15 protein-coding genes are annotated in these 25,233 nt (G+C 62.3%); 9 read left to right on the forward strand and 6 right to left on the reverse strand.

Annotated elements, in window-relative coordinates; genetic code table 11:
* Positions 1-181: 181 nt before the first annotated feature.
* Positions 182-1,159 carry a TauD/TfdA family dioxygenase gene (locus QRN38_RS22950; protein ID WP_011103869.1) on the reverse strand — a complete coding sequence of 326 codons (978 nt, stop codon included), beginning with the start codon at positions 1,157-1,159 and terminating at the stop codon, positions 182-184.
* Between the two features lie 312 nt (positions 1,160-1,471).
* Here QRN38_RS22950 and QRN38_RS22955 point away from each other — a divergent pair, with 312 nt between their 5' ends.
* From QRN38_RS22955 to QRN38_RS22990, 8 genes are read left to right on the forward strand one after another with little or no spacing between them, the layout of a single operon-like run.
* Positions 1,472-2,686 carry a PepSY-associated TM helix domain-containing protein gene (locus QRN38_RS22955; protein ID WP_024666553.1) on the forward strand — a complete coding sequence of 405 codons (1,215 nt, stop codon included), beginning with the start codon at positions 1,472-1,474 and terminating at the stop codon, positions 2,684-2,686.
* Entirely contained in the window at positions 2,683-3,225 is a 543-nt protein-coding gene (locus QRN38_RS22960; protein ID WP_054089745.1) for a PA2404 family protein, read from the forward strand. Before QRN38_RS22955 ends, QRN38_RS22960 begins: the two co-directional genes overlap by 4 nt.
* Positions 3,222-3,554 carry a hypothetical protein gene (locus tag QRN38_RS22965; RefSeq protein WP_005770686.1) on the forward strand — a complete coding sequence of 111 codons (333 nt, stop codon included), beginning with the start codon at positions 3,222-3,224 and terminating at the stop codon, positions 3,552-3,554. The genes QRN38_RS22960 and QRN38_RS22965 overlap by 4 nt, the downstream gene beginning before the upstream one ends.
* On the forward strand, positions 3,551-4,123 hold the full coding sequence (locus QRN38_RS22970; RefSeq protein ID WP_054089744.1) for a DUF6162 family protein: 573 nt from the start codon (positions 3,551-3,553) through the stop codon (positions 4,121-4,123). The genes QRN38_RS22965 and QRN38_RS22970 overlap by 4 nt, the downstream gene beginning before the upstream one ends.
* A gap of 35 nt (positions 4,124-4,158) precedes the next feature.
* Complete coding sequence (locus QRN38_RS22975) at positions 4,159-5,091, forward strand: metal ABC transporter substrate-binding protein (RefSeq protein ID WP_054089743.1); 933 nt, start codon at positions 4,159-4,161, stop codon at positions 5,089-5,091.
* Positions 5,088-5,852: a metal ABC transporter ATP-binding protein gene (locus tag QRN38_RS22980; protein ID WP_057417979.1), complete on the forward strand. Its 765-nt coding sequence runs from the start codon at positions 5,088-5,090 to the stop codon at positions 5,850-5,852. The genes QRN38_RS22975 and QRN38_RS22980 overlap by 4 nt, the downstream gene beginning before the upstream one ends.
* The gene (locus QRN38_RS22985; protein ID WP_005770695.1) at positions 5,852-6,751 is read left to right on the forward strand and encodes a metal ABC transporter permease; all 900 of its coding nucleotides are present in this window, start codon (positions 5,852-5,854) and stop codon (positions 6,749-6,751) included. Before QRN38_RS22980 ends, QRN38_RS22985 begins: the two co-directional genes overlap by 1 nt.
* Entirely contained in the window at positions 6,752-7,681 is a 930-nt protein-coding gene (locus QRN38_RS22990) for a metal ABC transporter substrate-binding protein (protein WP_054089741.1), read from the forward strand.
* A gap of 122 nt (positions 7,682-7,803) precedes the next feature.
* Here the strand turns inward: QRN38_RS22990 and QRN38_RS22995 are convergent, their stop codons facing one another.
* The 4 genes from QRN38_RS22995 to QRN38_RS23010 all read right to left on the reverse strand — a co-directional run bounded on the left by QRN38_RS22995 (position 7,804) and on the right by QRN38_RS23010 (position 23,560).
* Positions 7,804-8,031 (reverse strand): MbtH family protein, encoded by a 228-nt coding sequence (locus tag QRN38_RS22995; protein ID WP_010204644.1) that lies wholly within the window; start codon positions 8,029-8,031, stop codon positions 7,804-7,806.
* A gap of 81 nt (positions 8,032-8,112) precedes the next feature.
* The gene (locus QRN38_RS23000) at positions 8,113-9,525 is read right to left on the reverse strand and encodes an aspartate aminotransferase family protein (protein WP_005770701.1); all 1,413 of its coding nucleotides are present in this window, start codon (positions 9,523-9,525) and stop codon (positions 8,113-8,115) included.
* 163 nt (positions 9,526-9,688) lie between these two features.
* Positions 9,689-22,699: a non-ribosomal peptide synthetase gene (locus tag QRN38_RS23005; protein WP_057417980.1), complete on the reverse strand. Its 13,011-nt coding sequence runs from the start codon at positions 22,697-22,699 to the stop codon at positions 9,689-9,691.
* Between the two features lie 102 nt (positions 22,700-22,801).
* A complete protein-coding gene (locus QRN38_RS23010; protein WP_122247865.1) occupies positions 22,802-23,560 on the reverse strand; it encodes a thioesterase II family protein in 759 nt (252 codons plus the stop codon).
* Positions 23,561-23,880: 320 nt separating this feature from the next.
* On the opposite strand from QRN38_RS23010, the gene QRN38_RS23015 reads away from it, so the two are divergent.
* Complete coding sequence (locus QRN38_RS23015; RefSeq protein WP_007246342.1) at positions 23,881-24,417, forward strand: RNA polymerase factor sigma-70; 537 nt, start codon at positions 23,881-23,883, stop codon at positions 24,415-24,417.
* Between the two features lie 74 nt (positions 24,418-24,491).
* On the opposite strand, the gene QRN38_RS23020 is transcribed toward QRN38_RS23015, so the two are convergent.
* Positions 24,492-25,016 (reverse strand): SgcJ/EcaC family oxidoreductase, encoded by a 525-nt coding sequence (locus QRN38_RS23020; RefSeq protein ID WP_005617103.1) that lies wholly within the window; start codon positions 25,014-25,016, stop codon positions 24,492-24,494.
* Between the last annotated feature and the right edge of the window lie 217 nt (positions 25,017-25,233).

The raw sequence follows: 25,233 nt of genomic DNA on the forward strand, positions 1-25,233 counted from the left end.
CCTTGCTGAATGGGGCTGACCGTCGGGCGGGGTCGTATCAACAAGAACGAATTGGCGGGGAAATATTTAGAAAGGTTTCTCGAGGCTGGCGCTCTGCATTGCACCGCCCACCCAAGAGAGGACGCAGAGCGTCCAGAACTGCATGCCTACGCGGAGCGCAGGCACGATAATCTACAAGCGGTTACTTATCCGAATGCCCCTGCGCCATGGCCACCACGACTTTGCGCTTGCCGGTGAACGGTGCGCGGGAGTGGGCGGTGAGCATGTTGTCGAGCATCAGCACGTCGTTTTCCAGCCACGGGAAGCTGACGGTGCAGTCGTCGAGTACGCCGCGAATCTCGTCCAGCAGGGTTTCTTCGATGGGCGAGCCGTCGCCGTAATAGACGTTGCGCGGCAGGTCTTCTTCGTCCACAACGTCCAGCAGGGTTTCGCGCACTTCCGGTTGCAGGTTGGAGATGTGGAACAGGTGCGCCTGGTTGAACCAGACCGTGTCTTGGGTCACCGGATGGCGGGACACTGCCTGGCAGATTTGCCGGGTGCGCAGTTCCCCGTCGTCTTTCCATTCGCATTCGATGTTGTGTGCCTGGCAATACGCTTCGACTACACGTTCATCTTCGGTGTTGAACACCTGGCTCCATTCCACATCCAGCCCGTTGCCGTAGTTGCGCACGTACATGAGCTTTTTTTCGATGAAGCGATCACGAATGCGCGCCGGAATGCGTCGGTAGATCTCGCGACTGTCGGCAATCGGCGTTTCGCCGCCGGTCTGTGCCGCGATCATGCTGTAGAACCAGATTTTCATCGGCCAGTCCAGCGTGTAGGCCTGCTCGTTGTGCAGCGGGATGCTCTGGTGCGCCGGGTATTCGGTCGAGGTGTACACCCCTTTGGTCACGTTGCTGCGCGGCGTGGAGCCAAACTCGTAATTGAGCAGCGGATCGCCGAAACCGGCCGCGAACTCACGAAACGCCTCGGCGCCGCCAACCTCGAAACCGCGAAACAGGATGCCACCCGCGCTGTACAGGTGCTCGGCCACCAGCGGCTTTAGCTCACCCAGCGCTTCCATCAAGTCCAGACCTGGCTCGGGCGCCTGCACCAGCATGGGCAACGTGCCCGCCCCCGCCAGCAGCGGCCGGATATCCAAACTCAACGCATGACTCATGATGTCTCTCCCTCGATGGCAAAAGCTCCAGAACCCCTGCGGCCTGGCGCAACACCCATGTGCAGATTGAACGTACTTCGCGGCTGAAAAATTAGCAGCCCAGCCCCTTTTCCTGCGCGGTGCGGGGGTTTCCGGCAGCTCTGAAACAATTTTTTTCATTTAAACGCAAAATATTCCTACAGGAATCTCGTTCTCATTCGTCTTTAACTGAATGCGAGGCTTTATACCGCCCGCGCGTAAAGAACCTGCACGTAAAAAACAGGGAGCCCGGCCTTGCGCACGCTCTACATCGTGAATCGAGATTGTTTATCCATGTCGAAGAAGTCCCGTTCAAAAATCTGGTTTCTCGTCCACAGCTGGCTGGCCCTGCCCATCTGGTTCTTCGTGCTGATCGTCTGCGTGACCGGTACGCTGGCGGTGATCAGCAAGGAAATCATGTGGCTGGCCAATTCGGAGATGCGTGACAACCGCCCCTCCGATGATGCCCAGCGCATGAACTTCGAGCAGATTCGCGCCACCATCGAGCGCAACGAGCCGGACCTGATCGTGGGCACGATCATGCAGCCCGACGGCGACTATTTCGCCCTCAGCGTGTTCGTGACTTACCCGGACGGCCGCTCGGTGCCGGCTTACGTCAACCCCTACACCGGGGTGATTCAAGGCCTCACGCCGTCTTTCGACTTCCGCCGCTTCACCCGCGCCCTGCACGGCTGGTGGCTGGTGCCGTTCACCAATGGCTATTCGTGGGGCTGGTATCTGGTGTCGATTCTCGGCCTGCCGTTGCTGGCTTCGCTGGTGACCGGGCTGGTGGTCTACAAGAAATTCTGGCGCGGCTTTTTCAAGCCGGTGCGTTTCAGCCAGGGCCCACGGATTTTCTGGGGCGACATTCATCGGCTCAGCGGCGTGTGGTCGATCTGGTTCATCGCGGTGATTTCCATCACCGGCACCTGGTTTCTGATTCAGGCGATTCTGGGTGATAACCAGATCAGTATTTCCAGCAAATCCCAAGTCGCGTCGATCATCCCGCACAGCGCCGTGCCACTGACCGCCGACGGCAGCCCCGCGCCGACCATCAGTCTGGAAAAAGCCGTGGCCATCGCCAAAGAGCGGATTCCAGGTCTCGAGGCGAGCTTCATCACCCCGCCGTTCAATGCCTACAGCAACATGCAGGTCGGCGGGCGCAGCTGGTACCCGCTGATGTTCCAGACCGCCGAAATCAATCCGTACAGCGGCGAAATAGCCGCCTCGCACCTGCTGTCGGACCGCAACAAGCTGGAGTTCGTCACTGAATCCATGCGCCCGTTGCACACCGGCGACTTCGGCGGTATCTGGATCAAGCTGATCTGGGCGTTCTTCGGCCTGATCCTGAGCATGATGGTCCTCAGCGGCCTGTTGATCTGGAGCAAGCGCACCGCACTGGCGACGCTTAACGCCCTCAAGCGTGAAGGCAAAACCAGGCCTGTCGCGTACACGCCGGAACCCCACACCTCGCCAGTGGCGACCCGCACCCCGGAGAACAGCCTGTGAGCAAGGTCGCTGTCGCACCACCTGCATCGTCGCTGAGCCGTTTCTGGCATAAGTGGCGCTTCCACATCAACGTGCTGCTGGTGCTGATCCCGCTGGGTTTCATGCCCAAGTACTTCTCCGACAACGCGCTGGATCGCGGCGACAAGGGCCTCGGTCAACGCGAGGTCGGCGAGATTCAGGTCGGTCCGTGGAGCCTGCGTCTGGCAGAGGACCGCAACGAAGCCCCGCGCCTGTCCGGCCCGTCGGGCTACATGAAAAGCTTCAACGCTGCGCTGTGCAACGCCTGCATCGACCGGGTCAAGGCCACGTACCTGCGCATCGGCAAGCCGCGCAGCCTGCGCACCGCCGGGGTGATTTTCTTCGGCGGCGGCTATCGCATGAGCGCGTTCATGCAGGTTGCCGAAAACACCAGCCCCGACTCCGACCTGTGGATCACTATGGAAGGCTGGGACGGCACCGTGTATCAGACTTCCATCCCTCTGCAACAGGCTTCGCCGACTACCGCGGCGTGGCTGAAAAAACAAGGAGCCACACCATGAGTGCCCGCCCTTCCCTGCGCTGGCTGACGGCCGGCGCCCTGTGCCTGCTTGGCCTGAGCGGCAACGCCCTGGCGCACAACCCGATGTGCGAATGCAAACAGATCGACAACGAGCAGATCCGCTGCACCGGCGGTTTTTCCGACGGCAGTGGCGCACCTGGCGTGACCCTCGACGTGATCGGCTACGACGAAACCATTCTGGTGCCGGGCAAGCTGGGTGAAGATTCGACCGTGACCTTCAAGCGCCCGGCGTCCGAGTTCTACGTGCTGTTCGACGCAGGCCCTGGCCATGTGGTGGAAATCGATCAGGCGGACATCCCGACCCCATGAGTGCACCCACCCGACAAATCGTCCGTCCGGCAGGTGCCGGGCATGAAACCCTCTACGTGTTGCTGCTGTGCGTGCTGATCATGGCCGCTGCCGCCAGCGTGGTCAGCCTGCACCGCGAAACACAGGACGTGCACAGCGTGGCCAGCCATCAACTCGATGCGCGACGTGACCTGACCGCCGCCGAGCAAGGCATCTACGCCGACCTACGCGTAACGCTGGATGAGATCCGCTTGCTGACCGAAGAGCAGCAAACGCCGATTACCCCGCAACAACTGGGCGAAGAAGGCTTTGCGCCGTTCGCCCAGGACGCCAGTTCGGTCAGCCGTGGAGGCCATGCCTGGCAAATGGTCGAGCAGTCCTATCTGGGCTTGAGCCAGACGCCAGGCGTGGCCGGTTCGTTTCTGATGCGCGTCGACTCATCCCGTGGCAATCAGGCCGACATCTGGATCAACCGCAGCGCTTCGATACCCCCTGTCAGCGACCTGGGCGACAAGGCCTTGATCGACGCAGGCTGGAAACAGGTCGTCGCGCAATTCGATGCTGGCGTAACCCGTCAGCACCCGCACTGAAACTCCGCATTCCTTTGAAAGAAGACCGCTTGCCCATGCCTATTTCATTCAAACGCCGCCCTTTCCTTCGCGTTCTGTTGCTCAGCCTGTTTGCCGCCATGCTGGCGCCCGCCAGCTTCGCCGCCGACCCGGCCAAGCGCCTGCGCATCGGCATCACCCTGCACCCGTATTACAGCTACGTGAGCAACATCGTTGGTGACAAGGCCGAAGTGGTGCCGCTGATCCCGGCCGGTTTCAACCCGCACGCCTACGAACCCCGCGCCGAGGACATCAAGCGCATCGGTTCGCTGGACGTGATCGTGCTCAACGGCGTGGGTCATGACGATTTTGCCGACCGTATGATCGCCGCCAGCGAAACGCCAGACATCAAGACCATCGAGGCCAATGCCGACGTGCCGTTGCTGGCGGCCACCGGCGTTGCAGCGCGTGGCGCAGGCAAGGTGGTCAACCCGCACACGTTCCTGTCGATCAGCGCGTCCATCGCTCAGGTCAACAATATTGCTCGCGAACTGGGCAAGCTGGACCCGGACAACGCTAAAACCTACACCACCAACGCCCGTGCCTATGGCAAGCGTCTGCGGCAGATGCGTGCCGACGCCCTCGCCAAGCTGACCAAAGCGCCCAACGCCGACCTGCGCGTGGCCACGGTGCATGCGGCCTACGACTACCTGCTGCGCGAATTTGGCCTGGAAGTGACGGCGGTGGTGGAACCTGCGCACGGCATCGAACCCAGCCCCAGCCAGTTGAAAAAGACCATCGACCAGTTGCGTGAGCTGGACGTGAAGGTGATCTTTTCGGAGATGGATTTCCCGTCCACCTACGTCGATACCATTCAGCGTGAATCCGGGGTCAAGCTGTACCCGCTGTCGCATATTTCCTATGGCGAATACACCGCCGACAAGTACGAGAAGGAGATGGTCGGTAACCTCGACACCGTGGTGCGGGCGATTCAGGAGTCCGGCGCATGACTGTTGCGCAGAACCTCGACATCGTCAGCCAGGGGCCAGGCATCGAGTTCAATCAGGTGAGCCTGACGTTAGGGCGCACCACGATTCTCGACCGGGTGCATTTCAGCGTGCGGGCCGGCAGCGTGCACGCACTGGTCGGGCCGAACGGCGGCGGCAAAAGCTCGCTGATCAAGACCCTCCTCGGGCAGACACCGCATCAGGGCCAATTGAGTTTGCAATGGCCTGCCGCGCCGGGCCTGATCGGCTACGTGCCGCAGGCGCTGGAGTTTGATCGGGGGCTGCCTATGACCGTGGACGATTTCATGGCGGCCATGTGTCAGCGGCGTCCGGCGTTTCTCGGTTTGTCGAAGCACTACGCAGGGGCGATTGGCGAGGCCCTGGAACGGGTCGGCCTGCAGGATAAACGCAAACGGCGCATGGGCGCGTTGTCTGGTGGCGAACGCCAGCGCGTGCTGCTGGCGCAGGGGCTGATTCCGGCGCCGAAATTGCTGGTGCTGGATGAGCCGATGTCGGCGCTCGATGAAGCGGGCATTCAGGTGTTTGAGCGTTTGCTGGGTGACTGGCGTCGCAGCGGCATCACGGTGCTGTGGATCGAGCATGATCTGGATGCGTTGCGGCGGCTGGCGGATCAGGTGACCGGGCTCAATCGCCGCGTGCTGTTCGACGAGCCTGCCGCCACGGCGCTGACCCCGGAGCGCCTGCTGACGTTGTTTTCTGCTCATCCTCGTGCAGTGAATGCCGCTAACGGGAGCGCAGAGTGATGGATTACGAAACGTTTCGCCTGTTCATTCAGGGCCTCGCCTCTTCCGGTTATCTGCCCGAAGCGCTGGCGTATGGCTTTGTGGTCAATGCCCTGCTGGCCGGGCTGCTGATCGGTCCGGTGCTCGGTGGTTTGGGCACGCTGGTGGTGGTCAAGCGCTTCGCGTTCTTCTCTGAAGCCGTAGGCCATGCGGCGCTGACCGGCGTGGCTATCGGCATTCTGCTCGGTGAGCCCTATACCGGCCCATATGGTGCGCTGTTCGGTTACTGCCTGTTGTTCGGCATCGTCCTCAATTACCTGCGCAACCGCACCGGGCTGGCGCCGGACACGCTGATCGGTGTGTTCCTCTCGGTGTCGCTGGCACTCGGCGCGAGCCTGCTGCTGGTGCTGGCCGGCAAGATCAACGTGCACATTCTGGAAAACGTGCTGTTCGGCTCGGTGCTGACCGTCAACGGCAATGACCTGCTGGTGCTGCTGATCGTCGGTTCGCTGGTCATGGGCCTGAGCCTGCCGTTGTACAACCGCATCATGCTGGCCAGTTTCAACCCGCAACTGGCGGCTGTGCGCGGTGTGGCGGTGAAGACGCTGGATTACCTGTTTGTGATTCTGGTAACGCTGATCACCGTGGCCGCCGTGAAAGTCATCGGCGCGATTCTGGTCGGTGCGCTCCTGGTGATTCCGGCCGCAGCGGCCAGGCTGCTGAGCCAGTCGCTGAAAGGCTTTTTCTGGATCTCGGTGGCTATCGCGACCGTCAGTACCTTGTGCGGCATTCTGCTGCCTATCGTCTTCGACCTGCCGGTGCCGTCCGGCGCGGCGATCATTCTGGTGGCCGGCGTTGCCTTCGCCCTGGCCGCCATCGCTCGCGGCACACTGCCCGGCCTGAAAGGGAATATTGGATAAATGCATACTTTACGCACATTGACCCTGGCGCTGGCCCTGACCGGTCTGTTCAGCAACAGCCTGTATGCGGCCGACACCCAGGCCGACAGCGCTCAACCGGTACGGGTGCTGGCCAGCCTGCCGATCACCTATGGCCTGAGCGAGATGCTGCTCAAGGACAGCGGTGTCGTGCTGGAACGCGCTGCTGCGGCCAACCTGCCCGGCTCGCGCCAGACCGCTTACTTCACAGGTCGTGGTGCCGATGCCCTGCGCGGTCTGGCGAACAACGCCGACGCGGTAATCGGCTTGCGTTCGATCTGGGCGGATGACCCGCTCTACCCCAACGCCCGGCGCAGCAATATTCGTATCGTCGAGATTGATGCGGCGCGGCCGGTGGACGGTGGTTTGCCGGGGATCGCCGTGCAGCCGGGGTCGGGCACTGACGGGCTGAACAGCCAGCCGTGGCTGGCGAGCAACAACATGGGGCGCATGGCGGACGTACTGGCGGCGGACCTGGTGCGTCTGGCACCGGCGGCCAAGCCGAAGATCGAGGCCAACCTGGCGGCGTTCAAGCAGCGGTTGCTCAAGCTGAGTGCCAGCAGTGAGGCGGCGCTGGCCGGTGCCGACAATTTAAGTGTGGTGAGTTTGTCGGACCGTTTTGGTTACTTGATCAGCGGGCTGAACCTGGAGCTGATCGACAGCCAGGTTCTGACTGATGAACAGTGGACGCCCGAGGCGTTGGGCAAGCTGAGCGCGACCCTCAAGGACAACGACGTGGCGCTGGTGCTCGATCATCGTCAGCCGCCAGAACCGGTGAAGGCTGCGATTGAAGCGGCAGGCAGCAGGTTGCTGGTGCTGGGGATTGATGGCGCTGATCCGCTGATTGAGTTGCAGGGGGATATTCAGGGGATTGTAAAGGCACTGGGTGAGAGCGGGAGCGTCGCACGATAGTTGGGTTATCGTTCCGCACGCTCCAGCGTAGGAATGCAGGTCACGACGCTCTGCGTCGCAAAGAGGACGCAGATAATGTCCGGAACGGCATGGCGACGCGGAGCGTCGCACGATAGGTCAAATCAGTGACTTAACGTCGTCTGCGCTTCCATTTTCTGGCGCAGGCTCAGGGGGCGCATGTCGGTCCAGACTTCTTCGATGTAAGCCAGGCATTCTTTCTTGAAGCCGCTTTTGCCGACCGTGCGCCAGCCGTTGGGGATGGCTTTGTAGTCGGGCCAGATCGAGTACTGTTCTTCGTGGTTGACTACAACTTGAAAGACGATGTCTTCCCGATCGAATACTGAAGTCATTGCTGCTCTCCGTGGTAGTTCAGTGCCGCCATGCCAATTCATGGCAGCTATAGGGATTGAACGTATCGCTACGTCGAAAAATTAAAGCTGTGCAACGGCGGCGTTAAGCGCGCGGCCAAAAATTTCTGCCACTTCGTCGATCTGCTCGGCGGTGATCACCAGTGGCGGCAGGAAACGCACCACGCTGCCATGCCGACCGCCCAGTTCCAGAATCAGCCCGCGCTTGAGGCATTCGCGCTGGATCAGCGGGGCCAGACGGGCAAACACCGGTGGATGACCTTGCGCATCGCGCGCACCCGCCGGGTCGACCAGTTCGACACCCAGCATCAGCCCGCGACCGCGAATGTCGCCCAACTGCGGGAAGTCGCGCTGCAGCGCTTGCAAATGACCGACCAGCCGCGCGCCCATCGCCGTCGCGTGCTCACAGACATTGTGTTCCTGGAGATAGCGCATCACCGCCGAACCGGTGGCCATCGCCATCTGATTGCCACGGAATGTCCCGGCATGCGCGCCCGGCAGCCAGGTGTCGAGCCAGGAACGGTAAACCACCACCGCCAGCGGCAGGCTGCCGCCGATGGCTTTGGACAGGACCACCACATCGGGAATGATCCCGGCGTGCTCAAAGGCAAACATTTTGCCGGTGCGCGCAAAGCCGCTCTGAATTTCGTCGACGATCAGCGCCACACCGGCCTTTTCCGTGATCCGTCGCACACCGCGCAGCCAGTCCAGATCAGCCGGGATCACCCCGCCCTCGCCCTGCACCACTTCAAGAATGACCGCGGCAGGCAATTGCACACCCGCTTCCGGGTCATTCAGCAGGTTTTCCAGGTAGTGCAGGTTGGCGCGCACGCCCTGTTCGCCACCCAGCCCGAACGGGCAGCGGTAATCGTACGGATACGGCAGAAACTGCACGCCGCTGCTGAGCAAGGCACCCAACGGCTTTTTCGGCCCAAGACTGCCCATCAGGCTCAACGCGCCCTGGCTCATGCCGTGATAACCGCCCTGAAACGACAACACGGTGCTGCGCCCGGTGGCAGTGCGCACCAGTTTCAACGCAGCTTCCACCGCATCGGTACCGGTCGGGCCGCAGAACTGGATCTTCGCCTCATTGGCCAGCGCTGGCGGCAGCAGGCCGAACAGGTCCTGCACGAACTGGTCTTTGACCGGCGTGGTGAGGTCCAGGGTGTGCAGCGGCAATTCATCGCTGATCACCTGCTGAATCGCGTCGATGATCACCGGATGGTTATGCCCCAGCGCCAGCGTGCCCGCGCCTGCCAGGCAATCGATGAAGCGCCGCCCTTCGACGTCCTCGACATGAATGCCCTTGGCGCGCTTGAGCGCCAGCGGGATGCGCCGTGGGTAACTGCGCGCGTTGGACTCCTGGCGACTCTGCCGGGCCAGCAATGGCGACTCGTCGAACTGGTAGAGCGTCTCGGCCGCTGCCGGAGTTATCCGGGTCAACTGATCATCGATAAACCTAGTAGCGACTGACATCTGTGCAACCCTCAATACGCTGGTTGAATGACCTGATGCATGACGGTGGGCCATGCCGGTTCAGGCGTTTATTCCATCCCTTGAAAACGCGCCAGCGCGCTGCGGATTTACACCCGGTAACGAGTTTTTTATCCGCAGCGCCGGCGCGCCGACCGAAGGCCGATCAGAACCCTTCCAGTTCCGCCATCAAGTCCGCCAGGCGGTCGAATTTCTGCTCGTCGACCTGCGCCCCGCCAAGGCTTTCAAGATGCTCGGCCAACGCCTGAACGGTGTTGAATTCGAACATCGCCCGCAACGGCACGTTACGTTGCAGCAGCTTCTGCGCACGGGTGACCACTTGCGTGGCCAACAGTGAATGCCCGCCCAGCTCGAAGAAGTTGTCAGTGATGCCCACCCGCTCGACCTTGAGCACATCGGCCCAGATGGTCGCCAGTTGTTGCTCCATTTCGGTCTGCGGCGCGAGGTATTCCTGCTGCGCCTGGCTGACGTCCGGCGCGGGCAGAGCCTTGCGGTCGAGTTTGCCGTTCGGCGTCAGTGGCATCGCGTCCAGAATCACCAGATGCGCAGGCACCATGTAGTCCGGCAGGCTGGCCTTGAGGTGGCTTTTCAGCGCGTCTCGCAGCGCATCGTGATCCTGCGTGGCAACGCTTGGCACCAGATACGCCGCCAGCACTTTGCCCAGCGGACCGTCGATGTCCAGCACCACCGATTCACGGATTGCCGGATGCTCCAGCAGACGGGTTTCGATTTCGCCCAGCTCGATGCGGTAGCCGCGAATCTTCACCTGATGATCGACCCGGCCGACGTACTCCAGCACGCCGTCCTTGCGCCGCCGCGCCAGGTCGCCGGTGCGGTACAGACGCTCGCCCGGCGCACCGAACGGATGCGGCACGAACACCGGCACCGTACGCGACGGATCCGCGACATAACCGCGACCGACCCCGGCCCCGGCGACGCACAACTCGCCCACTGCGCCCAGCGGCACAAGGTCCAGCGCGTCGTCGAGCAGGTACAGGCGATTGTTGTCAGTCGGCGAACCGATCGGCAGGTACGCGCTGCGTGTGGAGTCTGCGTCAACGCGGAAGAACGCCACGTCGTCGGAACATTCAGCCGGACCATAGGCATTCACCAGCCCGATAGCCGGGTAGCGTTGCAGCCACTGGCTGGCCAGCTCCGGCGGCATGGCTTCGCCGGTCGGCAGCAGCCAGCGCAGGCTGTCGAGGGTGGCGTGCTGTTCGGCAAGCAGGCCGGTAATCAGCGACGGCACGCTTTCCAGCACGCTGATGCGCTGCGCCTGCACATGCGCCAACAGGGCCTGCGGGTCGCGGGCGATATCGTTCGGCACGATGTCCACCCGCGCGCCAAACAGCGGCGCGGCGAGGAACTGCCAGACCGAGATGTCGAAACTTTGCGAAGCGGTCTGGGCGATCACATCGCTGTCGCGCAGGTTCAGGTAGGGCACCTTGCTCAACTGGTTATTGAGCATGCCGCGCTGCTCAACCATCACGCCCTTCGGCAGCCCGGTGGAGCCGGAAGTGAAAATCACGTAAGCCAGGTTATCCGCCGCGCTGTAGCGACCCGGATTGTGCTGCGCTGATTCGCTCTGCTGCACGTCTTCCCAGACCCTCAACTGCGGACGATGGGACTCAGGCAGCACCTCAAGCAGCGCCCTGCCCTGATCCAGACATTGCGCACTGCACACCAGCACCGGCGTGCGGCTCTGGGCGATGATGCCGCTCAGTCGCACATTCGGCAGCGCCGGGTCCAGCGGCAGGTAACCGGCACCGGCCTTGAAGCTGCCGATGATCATGCCGAGCAATTCAGGCCCGCGCTCGGCCAGCAAAGCCACCGGTTGATCGAAGCCAACCCCGGCCTCGATCAGCGCATGGCCCAGTCGATTGCTGGCGATATTCAGCTCGGCGTAGCCAAGCTGGCGATCCAGACAACTGACCGCAATACGCTCTGGATGCGCTTCAACCTGCGCTTCAAACAGTTCGACGTAGCTCTTATCCAGCGGGTAAGCGTGATCGCTCTGGTTGCAGCCCTCGATCAGGAACGTGCGCTCCTGCTCGCTGACCAGCGCCAGCCCGGCCATGTCGCCATGGAAACCTTCGATCAGCGCCAGCAGCAGGCGCTTGAACTCGTCGAGCATGCTCTGCACGGTGGACTCGTCGAAATAACGCTGGTCGTAGGACAGGTGCAGCCCCAGGTCATCGCCCGGATAGCAGACCGCCGTCAGCGGGTAATTGGTGTGGGTGCGGCCGGAATCCGAGGTGGCGTTGAGGTTTTGCGCACGGTCGAGCACCGAGACTTCCACCGGCGCGTTTTCAAACACGAACAGGCTGTCGAACAGCGGTTGACCCTTGGGCAGCTCGCTGTTTTCCTGAATGGTCACCAGCGGCAGGTATTCGTACTCGCGCAGTTGCATGTTGCTGTCCAGCAACTGGCTTAGCCAGTCACGAACCGTGCAGCGCTGTTCGTCGCCCGGCATGCCCACGCGCAGGGCGATGGTGTTGATGAACAGGCCGACGGTGCGATGCATCTGCGGTAATTCCACCGGCCGCCCGGCCACGGTAACGCCGAACACTACGTCGCGATCACCGCTCATGCGCCGCAAGGTCAAGGCCCACGCCGCCTGGGCGAAGGTGTTGACGGTCAGTTGATGCTGCTGGGCCAGTTCACGCAGTTGTGCGCCGTCGCGTTCATCAAGGCGGGTGTAGCAATCGCCCACCACCATGCCGCCGCTGTCACCGGCATGTTCACGCAGGAACGGACGGTCGCTGGGGATCGGCGTCGGCCGTTCAAAGCCGCGCAGGTTGTGCTGCCACCAGTCGCGCGCCTGCACCAGGCCACGGCGTTGCAGCCAGCCGATGTAATCGCGATAGCGCGGCGCAGGCGTCAGTTGTGCTTCACGCCCTTCACCCAACGCGGTGTAAATGTCGAAGAAGTCGTTCATCAGCAGCGAACGGCACCAGGCATCGATGAGGATGTGGTGGTTGCTCATCATGAACCAGTAGCGCGCTTCATCGACGCGGATCAGGCGCAGGTGGAACGGCGGCTGATTGAGCAGATCGAAACCAGCCTCGCGCTCGGACTTGAGCAAGGCCTGCAAGCGCGGTTCCTGTTCGTCCGAAGGCACATCACGCCAGTCCAGATAATCAATCGGCGTGCTGCCTGGCTTGTGAATGACCTGCAGCATGGTTTCGCCAATGTCCCAGCAGAACGAGGCACGCAGCGCTTCGTGACGGGCAATCACCGCCTGCCAGGCCTGGGCGAAACGCTCCGGGTCGAGCGCGCTGTTGATGCGGTAGCGGTCCTGCATGTAATACAGGCCGGTGCCGGGTTCCAGCAGGGTGTGCAGCAGCATGCCCTCCTGCATCGGCGTCAGCGGGTAGACGTCCTCAATGTGCGTCGCAGGGACCGGCAGCGCGTCGAGTTGCGTCTGATCCAGATCGGCCAGCGGGAAGTCCGAAGGCGTCAGACCACCGCTGCCATCGCTCAGGCAATGGGCAATCAGCGCCTGCAACTGATTCAGATAAGCCTGCGCCAACGCTTCGATGGCGGCGGGCTGATAACGCTCGGCGCTGAAGGTCCAGCGCAGCAACAGTTCGCCGCCATACACCTGGCTGTCGAAGCTCAGCTCATTGGGCAGCGGCGCGTGCGGATCATGGGCCTCACCCGCCGACTCTTCCAGCGGACGGAACAGCGCATCGTCGGCGAAGCTCTGGTCGAACTGGCCAAGGTAATTGAAGGTGATCGGCGCCACTGGCAGCGCCTGCATGGCGGCCTTGCTGGCAGCATCGGCCAGATAGCGCAGCACGCCATAGCCAAGGCCTTTGTGCGGCACCTGGCGCAGTTGCTCCTTGATCGCCTTGATCGAGTCGCCCGGCGCTGCGTCGGCAGCCAGTGCTGGCGTGAGGCGCAGCGGATAGGCGCTGGTGAACCAGCCCACGGTGCGGGTCAGGTCGATGTCGTCAAACAGGGTTTCGCGACCGTGCCCTTCCAGCTGGATCAGGGCCGATGGCTGCCCGCTCCAACGGCAGACCACTTGCGCCAGTGCCGTCAGCAGAAGGTCGTTGACCTGAGTGCGGTAGGCGCTGGGGGCCTGTTGCAGCAGTTGCCGGGTACGTTCGGCATCCAGCCGCACGCTGACCGTTTGCGCGTGACGATTCTGCTGGCCGCCCTGCGAGTTATGGCACGGCAGATTGGTCGCAGGACCGCCCAGTTGACGCTGCCAGACATGCAACTCTTCACGTAACGATTCATTACCCGCATAGGCCTGCAAGCGCGCGGCCCAGTCGCGGAACGCACTGGTCTTGGCGGCGAAACGCACTGGCGTAACGTCGCTCAACTGGCGATAAGCCGTTTGAAAATCGTCGAGCAGCACACGCCACGAAACGCCATCAACCACCAGGTGGTGAATAACCATCAACAGGCGTTGCTGGCCCTGCGCCCCGTCAACCAGCAAGGCACGCAGCAGCGGGCCGTTTTGCAGGTCGAGGCTGCGCTGGGTGTCGGCGTACAAGGCTGCACATTCGGCCATGTCGGCAACCCGCGCCTGGATCAGCAGGGTTTCAGCGGTGACGGCGCGGTGCTCGGCCTGCCACTTGCCGTTCTGCTCGGTGAAACTCAGGCGCAAGGCGTCGTGCTGTTCAAGCACGGCCCGTAACGCCTGCTCCAGAATACGTGGATCAAGGGCGCTGACCGGCTCCAGCACCAGCGACTGATTCCAGTGCTGGCGCTGCGGGATCGGCGTGTCGAAGAACCAGTGCTGAATCGGCGTCAGCGCGGACGCACCTTCAAGCAGCCCCTGTTCGGCCTGAATCAGTTCACGGGTGGTCGCCACCGCGGCCAGGGTCTGCACGGTCTGATGCTGAAACAGATCACGCGGGCTGAAATGAATACCCGCCTGACGCGCGCGGCTGACCACTTGAATCGACAGGATCGAATCACCGCCCAGCTCGAAGAAGTTGTCGTTGAGGCCGACTTTCTCGACGTTCAGCACCGCGCACCAGATCGCCGCCAGTTGCTGCTCCAGCTCGCTGGCGGGCGCGATGTAATGCTGACGATTGAGCTCCGGGTCCGGTGCAGGCAAGGCGCGGCGATCCAGCTTGCCGTTGGCGGTCAGCGGCATGCTGGCGAGCAGCATCAGGTGGGTTGGCACCATGTAATCCGGCAACTGCGCCTTGAGGTGCGCTTTCAGCGATTCACGCAGTTGCGCCTGCTGTTCATCGCCCTGACCGGCCATCTCACTGACCAGATAGCCTGCCAGTTGCTTGCCCGACGGCGTGTCCAGCGCCAGCACCACGGCTTCGCGAATCGACTCATGCTCAAGCAATCGGCTTTCGATTTCGCCCAGTTCGATGCGGAAACCACGAATCTTCACTTGATGGTCGATACGCCCCAGGTACTCCACCAGACCGTCAGTGCGCTGGCGCACCAGGTCGCCGGTGCGGTACAGACGCCCGCCATTGCTGGCGAACGGATCAGCCACGAAACGCTCGGCGGTCATGCCGGGGCGCTGATGATAGCCCTGAGCCAGACCGGCACCGCCGATGTACAACTCGCCACTGGCGCCCTGTGGCACCAGCGCCAGATCGGCGTCGAGAATATAGGCCACGCGCGCGCCGACGATGCGCCCAATCGGCACGCTGGCTTCGCCTTCCTCCAGTTGCTGCGGCGCCAGGCTGGCCAGCGGCATGACCACGGTTTCGGTCGGGCCGTAGGCATTGAAAAACAGCTCGGGCTGGAACACCGCGCGAATGCGCTGCAAGTGTTCGCCGGTCAGCGCTTCACCGCCGGTGATGCACATGCGCACCGGCAAAGTCTGCCCCTGAGTCGCCAGCCATTGCGCCAACTGGCTGCCGTAGCTGGGGGTGAAACCGAGAATATTGACCTGCTGCTCACGAATCAGCGTGCAGATTTCTTCGGCGTCCCACTGGCCTTGCGCGCGCAATACCACGCGTGCGCCGCTGAGCAACGGCACCAACAGACGCTCGGTGGCGGCATCGAAGTTGATCGAATAGAAATGCAGTTCGCAGTCGTCCGGCTGCATGTCGAAGCGACGCATCACCGCCTGGCAATGCATGGCGATTTCACCATGGGACACCACCACGCCCTTGGGCTTACCGGTCGAACCGGAGGTGTAAATCAGGTACGCCTGATGCTGCGGCAGGCTGATAAACGGCAGTTCATCGGACGAGAAAGACGCCAGCAGAGGCTGATCGTCTTCCAGGCACCAGCGGGCCACACCGGCAGGCAACTCGCCCAACGCGGCAAACAACGCTCGATCGCTCAACAACAGACCGACGCCGCTGTCTTCGATCATGTAGTGCAGGCGTTCCAGCGGGTATTCCGGGTCGAGCGGCACGTAGGCGCCACCGGCCTTGAGGATTGCCAGCAGGCCGACAACCATGTCCAGCGAGCGCGGCAGCGCCAGACCAACCCGCACCTGCGGGCCGACGCCGCGCTGGCGCAGCATTCCAGCCAGTTGGTTGGCACGGGCGTTCAGCTCGGCGTAACTCAGGGTTTCGCCGGCAAAGGTCAACGCCGCCGCCTGTGGGCGCAATCGGGCCTGTTCGGCAAACAGGCTGTGAATGCACTGATCGAGACGCTGCTCGCCCGCTTCAACACCGAGGCTGTCGAGCAACTGCTGGCGCTCGGCGTTCTGCAACAGCGGCAGCTCACTCAAACGCTGCTGCGGATCGACGAGCAACGCCTGCAGCAGGTTCAGCCAGTGTTCGGCCATCTGTGCGATGCGCGGTTCGTCGAACAGATCGGTGCTGTAGGTCAGGCAGCAACCCAGGCGGTGATCCAGCTCGGTGACTTCCAGGTTGAGGTCGAATTTGGTAGCCCGCGCATCGTTGACCAGGTAGTCGACAGTCATGCCCGCCAGATCGCGGCTTTGCTGGAATTCCCAGCGCTGCACGTTGCACATCACCTGGAACAGCGGGTTGTAGGCCGCGCTGCGTGGCGGTTGCAGGGCTTCGACCAGATGATCGAACGGCAAGTCCTGATGCGACTGACCTTCAATTACCGTGTGGCGCACCTGTTCAAATAACTGCGCGACGCTCATCTGCCCGTCGAGCTGCACGCGCAGCACCTGGGTGTTGAGGAACGCGCCGATCAACCCTTCGCTTTCCGGACGAATGCGGTTGGCCACCGGTGCACCGATGCGCAGGTCATTCTGGCCGCTGTAGCGATAGAGCAGCACCGCCAGCGTGGCGGTCATGGTCATGAACAGGGTCAAACCGTTGCGGGCATTGAAAGCGCGGACTTTGGCGGCCAGCTCGGGGTCCAGATCGAAGCGGTACAGCTCACCCTGATGGCTTTGCACGGGCGGACGCGGCCGGTCGCAAGGCAGTTCCAGCAGCGGATGCTCGTTGCCCAGTTGCGCGGTCCAGTAATCCAGTTGGCGCTGACGCTCGCCGGCTTCCATCCACTGACGCTGCCAGACGCTGTAATCGAGGTACTGCACCGCAAGCGGCTCCAGCGGCGACGGCTTGCCGTCCAGAAACGCTTCGTAAAGCAGGCCCAGTTCGCGGGCGAAGATATCCATCGCCCAGCCTTCGGTGACGATGTGGTGCAGGGTCAGGACGAAGTAATGTTCAAGCTCCGCCGCCCTGACCAGACAGGCACGCAGCAACGGCCCGGTTTCCAGATCGAAGGGTTGATGCGCCTCGCTGTCGGCCAGCGCCTGAATGCGCTGCTGACGAACCTCGGCAGGCAGCGCAGAGTAGTCCTGCCACTGCACGCTCAGGCCGGTCTGCCCGGAAACTTTCTGGCAGGCCACGCCGTTGACGCTCGGGAAGGTAGTACGCAGGGTTTCGTGGCGCAGGATCAAGGCTTGCAGCGCGGCCTCGAAACACTCGATATCAAACACGCCGTTCAAGCGTGCCATGCCGCCGACGTTGTACGCCGGGCTGTCGGGTTCCATCTGCCAGAGGAACCACATGCGCTGCTGCGAATAGGACAGCGGCACCGGTTGGCTGCGATCGACGCGAGCAATAGGTTGCAGGCTGTTGCGTGCGCCAGACTGCTGAAGGGTTTGAACCTGTTCAGCGAATGCGCCCAGCTCGCTGGCCTCGAACAACGCGCGCAACGGCAGGTCGATGTCGCAAGCCTGACGCACACGGGAAATGATCTGCGTGGCCAGCAACGAGTGCCCGCCCAGCTCGAAAAAGTCATCGCGCAGGCCGACACGCGGCACGCCCAGCACTTGTCGCCAGACAGCGGCGATCTGCTTTTGCAGGTCGCTGTGCGGCTCGACATGTTCGCGGGTTTGCCATTGCGGCTCGGGCAAGGCGCGGCGATCCAGCTTGCCGCTCGGGCTCAGCGGCATGCTGTCGAGGCGCACCAGTTGCGCCGGGACCATGTAGTCCGGCAGTTCCAGCGCCAGGGCCGACTTGATGCGTTCGGCCTGAACGTCCTGCCCGGCTTCAGCAGTGTAATAACCGATCAGTTGCGGGCCAGCGGCGGTTTCGCGCACCAGCACGGCGGCGTGACCAACGCCCGGTTGAGCCAACAGGCGGGCTTCGATTTCCTGCGGCTCGACGCGGAAGCCACGCAGTTTGACCTGCTGATCGAGACGCCCCAGATACTCCAGCGCACCATCAACCGCCCAGCGCACCAGGTCACCCGTGCGGTACAGGCGTTCGCCCGGCTGGCCCAGCGGATCGGCGATAAAGCGTTCGGCAGTCAGGCCCGGACGGTTCAGATAACCACGCGCCAGGCCGATGCCACCGACGCACAGCTCACCGGCGACTCCGCGTGGCAGCGGGTTCAGCTCGCTGTCCAGCACCCGGCACAGCACGTTACCCAGCGGACGACCGATGGGCGAACGCAGGCCATCGGCACGCAGGCACTGCCAATGAGTGACGTTGATCGCGGTTTCGGTCGGGCCATAACGGTTGTGCAACTGCACGTTCGGCAGTTGCTCCAGCACCCGGTTGCGCAGTTCACTCGGCAGCGCTTCGCCGCCGGAGAACAGGCGACGCAGGCTACTGCACTGCTGCGTCAGCGGTTCGTCGATGAACAGTTGCAGCAGAGGCGGCACGAAATGCAGCGTGGTCACGCCATATTCGTTGACCAGTTGCGCGATGCGGTGCGGGTCGCGGTGTTCGCCGGGGCCTGCCAGCAGCAGGCGGCTGCCGGTGATCAGCGGCCAGAAACATTCCCACACCGACACGTCGAAGCTGATCGGTGCCTTTTGCATCAGCACGTCGGTTTCGTCCAGCGCGTACGTGGCCTGCATCCATTGCAGGCGCTCGGCCAAGGCCGCGTGGGTGTTGCCGACGCCTTTGGGCTGACCGGTGGAACCCGAGGTGTAAATCACGTAGGCCAGATTGTCGCCGTGCAGGTGCAGGCCCGGCGCGCTGACCGGCCAGTTGTCCAGGTGCAGCATGTCCATCGCCAGCGTGCAAACGCCCTCGGCACTCGGCAGGTCGCCGAGCAGATGGCTCTGGGTCAGCAGCAGTTCGACGCCGCTGTCTTGCAGCATGTAGGCCAGTCGATCCGTCGGGTAATCCGGGTCCAGCGGCACGTAAGCGCCACCGGCCTTGATGATCGCCAACAGACCAATCAAGAGCTGTGGCGAACGCTCGGCGGCAATCGCCACCTTGATGTCCGGGCCGACGCCTTTGTCACGCAAGTAATGCGCCAGACGATTGGCCTGGGCATGCAGGCCGGCGAAATCGAGGCTGCCGCCCTCCCACACCAGCGCAATACGCTCAGGGGTTTGCAGCGCCTGACGCTCCAGTAATTCAGGCAACCAGTTTTGCGCAGGCGTGCAGGCCGCGGCGCTCCATTGCGCCTGTTCGGCCAGCTCGTCAGCGTTGAGTAATTGCAGGTCGCCCAGCGCGACCTGTGCCTGCTGGCTGACCTGGGTCAGTAACTGAACATAGTGCCGGGCCAGACGCACGATAGTGTCGCGCTCGAACAACTCGTCGGCGTAGTCGAAGGACAGGTTGAGGCGACCGTTACGGTCCTCTTCGCTGTGCAGTTGCAGGTCGAACTTGGCCTCGCGGCTGTGCCACGGCAGCTCTTCGGCGAGCAGCCCCGGCAGCCGGCGCAAGGCGCTGAGGTCGCGTTGCTGGTGGTTGAACATGACTTGAAACAAACCATGCTCACGCGCCTGCGGGAAGGCTTCGACCAGTTGCTCGAACGGCACGTCCTGATGCGCTTGGGCGTCGAGTGCGGCTTGGCGGGTCTGGCTCAGCAGGGTCGAAAACGGCAGGCGTGGGTCCAGTTGCGCACGCAGCACCAGGGTGTTGATGAAGAAGCCGATCAGGCCCTGAGTTTCATGGCGCGGGCGGTTGGCACCGGGCACGCCGATGCGAATATCGGTCTGCCCGCTGTAGCGATGCAACAGGGTCTGGAAGCCGGCCAGCAAGAGCATGAACGGTGTCGATTGCCAGGCCTGCGCCGTATTGCTCAGCGCCGCGCTCAGTTCGGCGCTCAGGCGCAGGCTGTAACGCGAAGCGCTGTGCTGCTTGCGCAGCGAACGCGGGTGATCGGTGCTCAGCGTCAGGGTTGGCTGCTCATCACCCAGTTGCTGCTTCCAGTAGTCGAGCTGGCGCTCGGCCTCGCCTTGCGCCAGCCATTCACGTTGCCATTGGCCGTAGTCGGCGTAGCGCAGCGGCAAAGGCGTCAGTTCCAGGGTCTGACCTTGAACAGCCGATGCATAGAGGCGCGAGAACTCGTCGATCAGCACATTCAGCGACCAGCCATCAGCAATGATGTGGTGCAGCGTGACCAGCAACTGATGCTCTTCTTCGTCCAGTTGCAGCAGCGTCACGCGCAGCAACGGGCCGTTTTGCAGATCGAACGGCAGACGCGCCTGCTCTTCACGGATCGCACGCGCACGCGCCTGGCGCTCCTCGCCGGGCAGCTCGCTGATGTCGATGCTGTGCAACTGAAATTCGCCCGCTGCGTCGATGCGTTGCAGGGCCACACCGTCCTGTTCGTAAAACCGCGTACGCAGTGATTCATGCCGTTCAATCAGGCGCTGGAAGCTGCTGCGCAATGCATTGATATCCAGCTCGCCACGCAGGTGCAGCCCACCAGGAATGTTGTAGGCGCTGCTTTGCGGATCAAGCTGCCAAAGGAACCACAAACGGTTCTGCGCCAGCGATTGCGGCAGATGCTCGTTGCCCGGCAGGCGAACGATAGCGTTCTGCGCCTGACTGTTGCCTTGCGATGCAGCGATCTGAAGCGCTTCTATCTGCGCAGCAAAGGCTGACAGCGTTGGCGCTTCAAACAGCAGCCGCAGGTTCAGGTCGATGCCCAGCGTCTCGCGCAACCTGGCCACCACCTGGGTCGCCACAATCGAGTTGCCGCCGAGCAGGAAAAAATGATCGTCGGCGCTGACCTGTTCGCACTGCAACTGCTCGCACCAGACGCTGGCGATCTGCGCTTGCAGTTCCGAGCCGGTGCTTGAAGTGTGGTTTTGAATGGTCGTACCGGATGCAGGAAATACGGCATAGCTGTCGAGGCTGCCATCGGCCAGACGGGTGCGGCAGGCCGAACGCTGCAATTTGCCGCTGGAAGTCTTGGGCAACGCGCCCGGATTGAGCAGCACCACAACACTCGGCGCTTCCTGAAAGGCCTCGGCCACGGTTTGCCGGATGAGTTTGATCAGCGCTTCGGGCGGCAGGATTTTCTGCACGCTGCGGCTGATTTCGGCGGCAATGCCGATGCCTTCACTGCCGTCCTGATTGACGGCAAATGCTGCAATGCGACCTTTGCGCACCACATCGACTTCGCGCTCGATCACTTTCTCGATGTCTTGCGGATACAGGTTGTGCCCGCGCACGATCAGCATGTCTTTCAAACGGCCGGTGATGTACAGCTCGCCGTGGCGCTGAAAGCCCAGATCGCCGGTGCGCAGCCAGGTCTGGCCGTCATGCTGGACGAAGGTTTTGGCGCTGGCTTCAGGGTTGCGCCAGTAACCGTGGGCGATGCTCGGCCCACTGGCCCAGACTTCGCCAATGCTGTTTTCAGCCAGCACGTGCAGGGTGACAGGGTCGGCAATCAACACGCCGTGCCCCGGCTGGCCGGTGCCGCAGCTCATGACCGGTTGACCGTCGCCCGGTTCGGCCACGTTGCGCGCCAGCGCCTGCGTATCCAGACGCAGCGAAGGAATGCCCTTGCCGCGCTTGCCGCCGGCCACATAAAGCGTGGCTTCGGCCAGGCCGTAGGACGCCATGAAGCTGTCCGGCGTGAAGCCACAACTGGCAAATTTCTCGGCGAACGCATTCAGGCTGTCTTCGCGGATCGGCTCGGAGCCGGAATACGCCACGCGCCAGCGACTCAGGTCCAGCCGCTCCAGCGCCGAATCGCTGACCCGTGCGCTGCACAGTTGGTAGGCAAAATCAGGCCCGCCGCTGATGGTGCCGCCGTATTCACTGATTGCCTCCAGCCAGCGTAACGGCCGCGTGAGGAAATAGGCCGGGGCCATGAGGATGCACGGCACGCCGCTGAAAATCGGTTGCAACAAGCCGCCGATCAGGCCCATGTCGTGGTACAGCGGCAGCCAGCTGACGATCACGTCGTCCGGGTTGACGTCGATGCCAAAGCCATGCCGAATCAACAGCTCGTTGGCGACCAGATTGCCATGACTGACCTGCACACCTTTTGGCAAGGCCGTCGAGCCCGAGGTGTATTGCAGAAACGCGATGTCGTCGGCTTGCAACTGCGGCCCCTGCCAACCATCGGCCAAAGCGCTGTCCAGCGTATCGACACACAGCAGTGGCGGCGCATCGGCAGCGGCCAGCTCTTCCATCTGCAATAGGGCAGGCTGCACGTCGGAAGCGGTCAGCACCAGACGTGGCTCGGCATCAGCAATGATCGACAGCAGCCGCTCCTGATGATGACGGCGGTTGGATTCCGGCGGGTAAGCCGGCACCGCGATCACACCGGCGTACAGGCAGCCGAAAAACGCAGCGACATAATCCGGCCCGCTGTGGAACAGCAGAATCGCCCGATCCCCCGGTACGGTCTGACGCTGAAGCGCGGCGGCGATGGTGCGTGCGCGCAGGTCCAGATCACGGTAGGTCAACACCAGCCCTTGGGTTTTCTCGTCGGTGAGAAAACGCAGGGCCAGCCGATCCGGCGTCTGCGAGGCGCGACGCTGAAGGGCCTGAGCCAGGGTGTCGGGGAGTTCAAACGCATCCATGATGGGGTTCCTGCTAGATTCGGCGTGCCAGATAAGATCTGAATGTCAAGAAAAACGCGCGCCCTGGGGTGGGGCCGCGCGAGGCAAAAGAGCCAGAAACGCTTAACCGGCGGCCCGGCTCAACTGCCGTGAAACGCTATTGCGCCAACGGGCCAGGTGCTGCTCGCAGTACCGCCGCAGATGGCGAAGCAATTGCGCTTGCTCATCGACCAGATAGAAGTGGTGCCCTTCGAACATGTCCAGCGAAAAGCCAGTGCAGGTTTCCTCCTGCCAGTCGAGCAGTTGCTCGACGCTAACGCTGTCCTGCTTGCCGCCAAACACGTGAATCGGCACGCTCAACGGCTCGCGCCGGCCGTACACAAAGCTGCCGCAGAGCAAAAAGTCGGCGCGCAGGATCGGCAGCATCAACTGCATCAGCTCTTGGTTGGCGATGACGTTTTCGCTGGTGCCCTTAAGCGTGCGCAGTCGCGCGATCAGTTGCTCGTCGGTCTTGGCGACCGCGTATTCGCTGACGTCGCGGCGCACCGGGCCCGCAGTGGCCGAGGCAAACAACGCCAGCGGCGCGGGCAGACCTCGCTCACGCAATGCATGCGCCAGTTCGAAGGCCAGCAGCCCGCCCAGGCTGTGACCAAACAGCGCATAGGGTTTGTCCAGTTCGGCGCTGATCTCGTCAGCCAGGTGGTTGGCCAGTCGCACGATGTCGGCCTGCAACGGTTCGTCCATACGCATCCCGCGACCGGGAAGCTCCAGCGGGCGCACGTTCAGCCACTCGGGCAATTTGCGCCGCCAGGGGCTGTAGAACATCGCGCTGGCGCCAGAGAACGGCAGGCAGAACAGCGTCAGGCTCACAGGCGTGCTCATATCGAAACCGTCCGGTGGTGGGCGCGGGTGTAAAAGCGGCGAGGCGCGTGATCGAAACGCATGGGGTTCTCCTGAGGTATTCCCTGGCCGCAACCGTGGTCGGGCCTGTCACCAATGAGAACGGATGGCGTCTGCAAATAATTAGGCGTGAATGCCCGCCGCGAGCGCGTGGCCAACCGAGTCGCACTTTTAAAGTGCGCTGATTGGCTTTCGCATTTGACAATAATTATCATTAAGGCTAATTTGTTGCCCCATGTGACGGCGCTGCTTCTCGTGCAGCCCTCCCCCCCCCCCATTGGCTTTGCAGCAAGGTGAATTCCATGACGGAACACGTAATCACAAGTAAGTGCGAGTCACCGCTACTCCAGGCATTCGTTGACAACTATCTGCTGCTGGTCAAGATTGCCGCGCGAATCGTGGGCTGCCGGTCTCGCGCCGAGGACGTTGTGCAGGATGCGTTCTTCAGGTTGCGCTCCGCGCCTCAGGCCACGCTGACCTTCAAGGCACAGCTCAGCTATCTCTTTCAGATCGTGCGCAATCTGGCCATTGATCACTACCGCAAGCAGGCACTGGAACAGAAATACACCGGCCCTGAGGCCGAGGGGCTGAATGTGGTGATTCAGGGTGCATCGCCAGAAATCTCGCACATCAATTTCACAAGCCTGGAGAAAATCGCCGACGCCCTGAGCGAGTTGCCGCCCCGCACCCGTTACGCGTTCGAGATGTATCGCCTGCACGGCGTGCCGCAGAAGGACATCGCCAAGGAACTGGGCGTATCGCCGACGCTGGTCAATTTCATGATCCGCGATGCGCTGATTCATTGCCGCAAGGTCAACGGCACCACTGCCGAAGCCTGACCCTTCAGACAGACGAAAAAAATCCGGGGCCATGGCTCCGGATTTTTTTGTTTCAGCTGACTATCGGTTGTCGATCAGCGGCTGACCTGGTACTCAGGCTGTATTTCCGGCATGGCCGAAGAGTGGTGGTTGAGAATCTTCCACTCGTTGCCGATGCGGTGGTAAAGGAACGAATAACGTGCCTGCACCTTGGTTTTTTTGCCGTCTGCCGCTGTCAGGGTGAAGGTGTAGACACCGTTGTCCGCTGCTGCATCAGGCCCCAGGCGACGGATCTCCCGGTAGTTGATCTCGCCAACCGGCTTGAGCACCAGAAAGTGATCAAAGTAGTCGGTGATCTCCGCCGGGGTAGCACGTACCTTGTTGGAGACCGTAGGCTGCAAGACTGCATCCTGTGCATACAACGAGGCGACTGTCTTCGGGTTACCGGTCTGCAAGGCTTTGTTCCAGCGATCAAACAGACCGGCAATTTCCTTGTCATTCACGCTGCTTGGCGCCTCGGCGACCATGCGGTAGGTGTAGCCGGACGGCTCGGCAGCAGCCTGAACCATCGGTGCACTCACAGCCAGCAACAGGGCCAGGGCGGTCAATTTCGTTTTCATCGCTATTCTCCTACGGGGATCTGTTCAGGGATTCAGTGAGAGCTACTTTGCCTTCCCCGCCCCGGCTAGCCATCGGCCAACCGGGGTTATCTTTGTATGCCGATCGGCAGATGGGCTTTACCTCCTGTTACAGTTCTAATAGCGTCACTTCTCTATATGCCAACGCTGGCGTGGCGTCTCGCCGACGCAGCCCTCGTTGACATAGCCCTTCGCTGGA

The organism is Pseudomonas sp. CFBP2511 (assembly GCF_030209255.1).
In the GTDB taxonomy this organism is placed as follows: domain Bacteria; phylum Pseudomonadota; class Gammaproteobacteria; order Pseudomonadales; family Pseudomonadaceae; genus Aquipseudomonas; species Aquipseudomonas avellanae.

What these genes read in the sequence shown, in the direction of transcription:
- QRN38_RS22950 (WP_011103869.1), bottom strand. Translation starts at nt 1,159, where the DNA reads ATGAGTCATGCGTTGAGTTTGGATATCCGGCCGCTGCTGGCGGGGGCG.
- QRN38_RS22955 (WP_024666553.1), top strand. Translation starts at nt 1,472, where the DNA reads ATGTCGAAGAAGTCCCGTTCAAAAATCTGGTTTCTCGTCCACAGCTGG.
- QRN38_RS22965 (WP_005770686.1), top strand. Translation starts at nt 3,222, where the DNA reads ATGAGTGCCCGCCCTTCCCTGCGCTGGCTGACGGCCGGCGCCCTGTGC.
- QRN38_RS22970 (WP_054089744.1), top strand. Translation starts at nt 3,551, where the DNA reads ATGAGTGCACCCACCCGACAAATCGTCCGTCCGGCAGGTGCCGGGCAT.
- QRN38_RS22975 (WP_054089743.1), top strand. Translation starts at nt 4,159, where the DNA reads ATGCCTATTTCATTCAAACGCCGCCCTTTCCTTCGCGTTCTGTTGCTC.
- QRN38_RS22980 (WP_057417979.1), top strand. Translation starts at nt 5,088, where the DNA reads ATGACTGTTGCGCAGAACCTCGACATCGTCAGCCAGGGGCCAGGCATC.
- QRN38_RS22985 (WP_005770695.1), top strand. Translation starts at nt 5,852, where the DNA reads ATGGATTACGAAACGTTTCGCCTGTTCATTCAGGGCCTCGCCTCTTCC.
- QRN38_RS22990 (WP_054089741.1), top strand. Translation starts at nt 6,752, where the DNA reads ATGCATACTTTACGCACATTGACCCTGGCGCTGGCCCTGACCGGTCTG.
- QRN38_RS22995 (WP_010204644.1), bottom strand. Translation starts at nt 8,031, where the DNA reads ATGACTTCAGTATTCGATCGGGAAGACATCGTCTTTCAAGTTGTAGTC.
- QRN38_RS23000 (WP_005770701.1), bottom strand. Translation starts at nt 9,525, where the DNA reads ATGTCAGTCGCTACTAGGTTTATCGATGATCAGTTGACCCGGATAACT.
- QRN38_RS23005 (WP_057417980.1), bottom strand. Translation starts at nt 22,699, where the DNA reads ATGGATGCGTTTGAACTCCCCGACACCCTGGCTCAGGCCCTTCAGCGT.
- QRN38_RS23010 (WP_122247865.1), bottom strand. Translation starts at nt 23,560, where the DNA reads ATGAGCACGCCTGTGAGCCTGACGCTGTTCTGCCTGCCGTTCTCTGGC.
- QRN38_RS23015 (WP_007246342.1), top strand. Translation starts at nt 23,881, where the DNA reads ATGACGGAACACGTAATCACAAGTAAGTGCGAGTCACCGCTACTCCAG.
- QRN38_RS23020 (WP_005617103.1), bottom strand. Translation starts at nt 25,016, where the DNA reads ATGAAAACGAAATTGACCGCCCTGGCCCTGTTGCTGGCTGTGAGTGCA.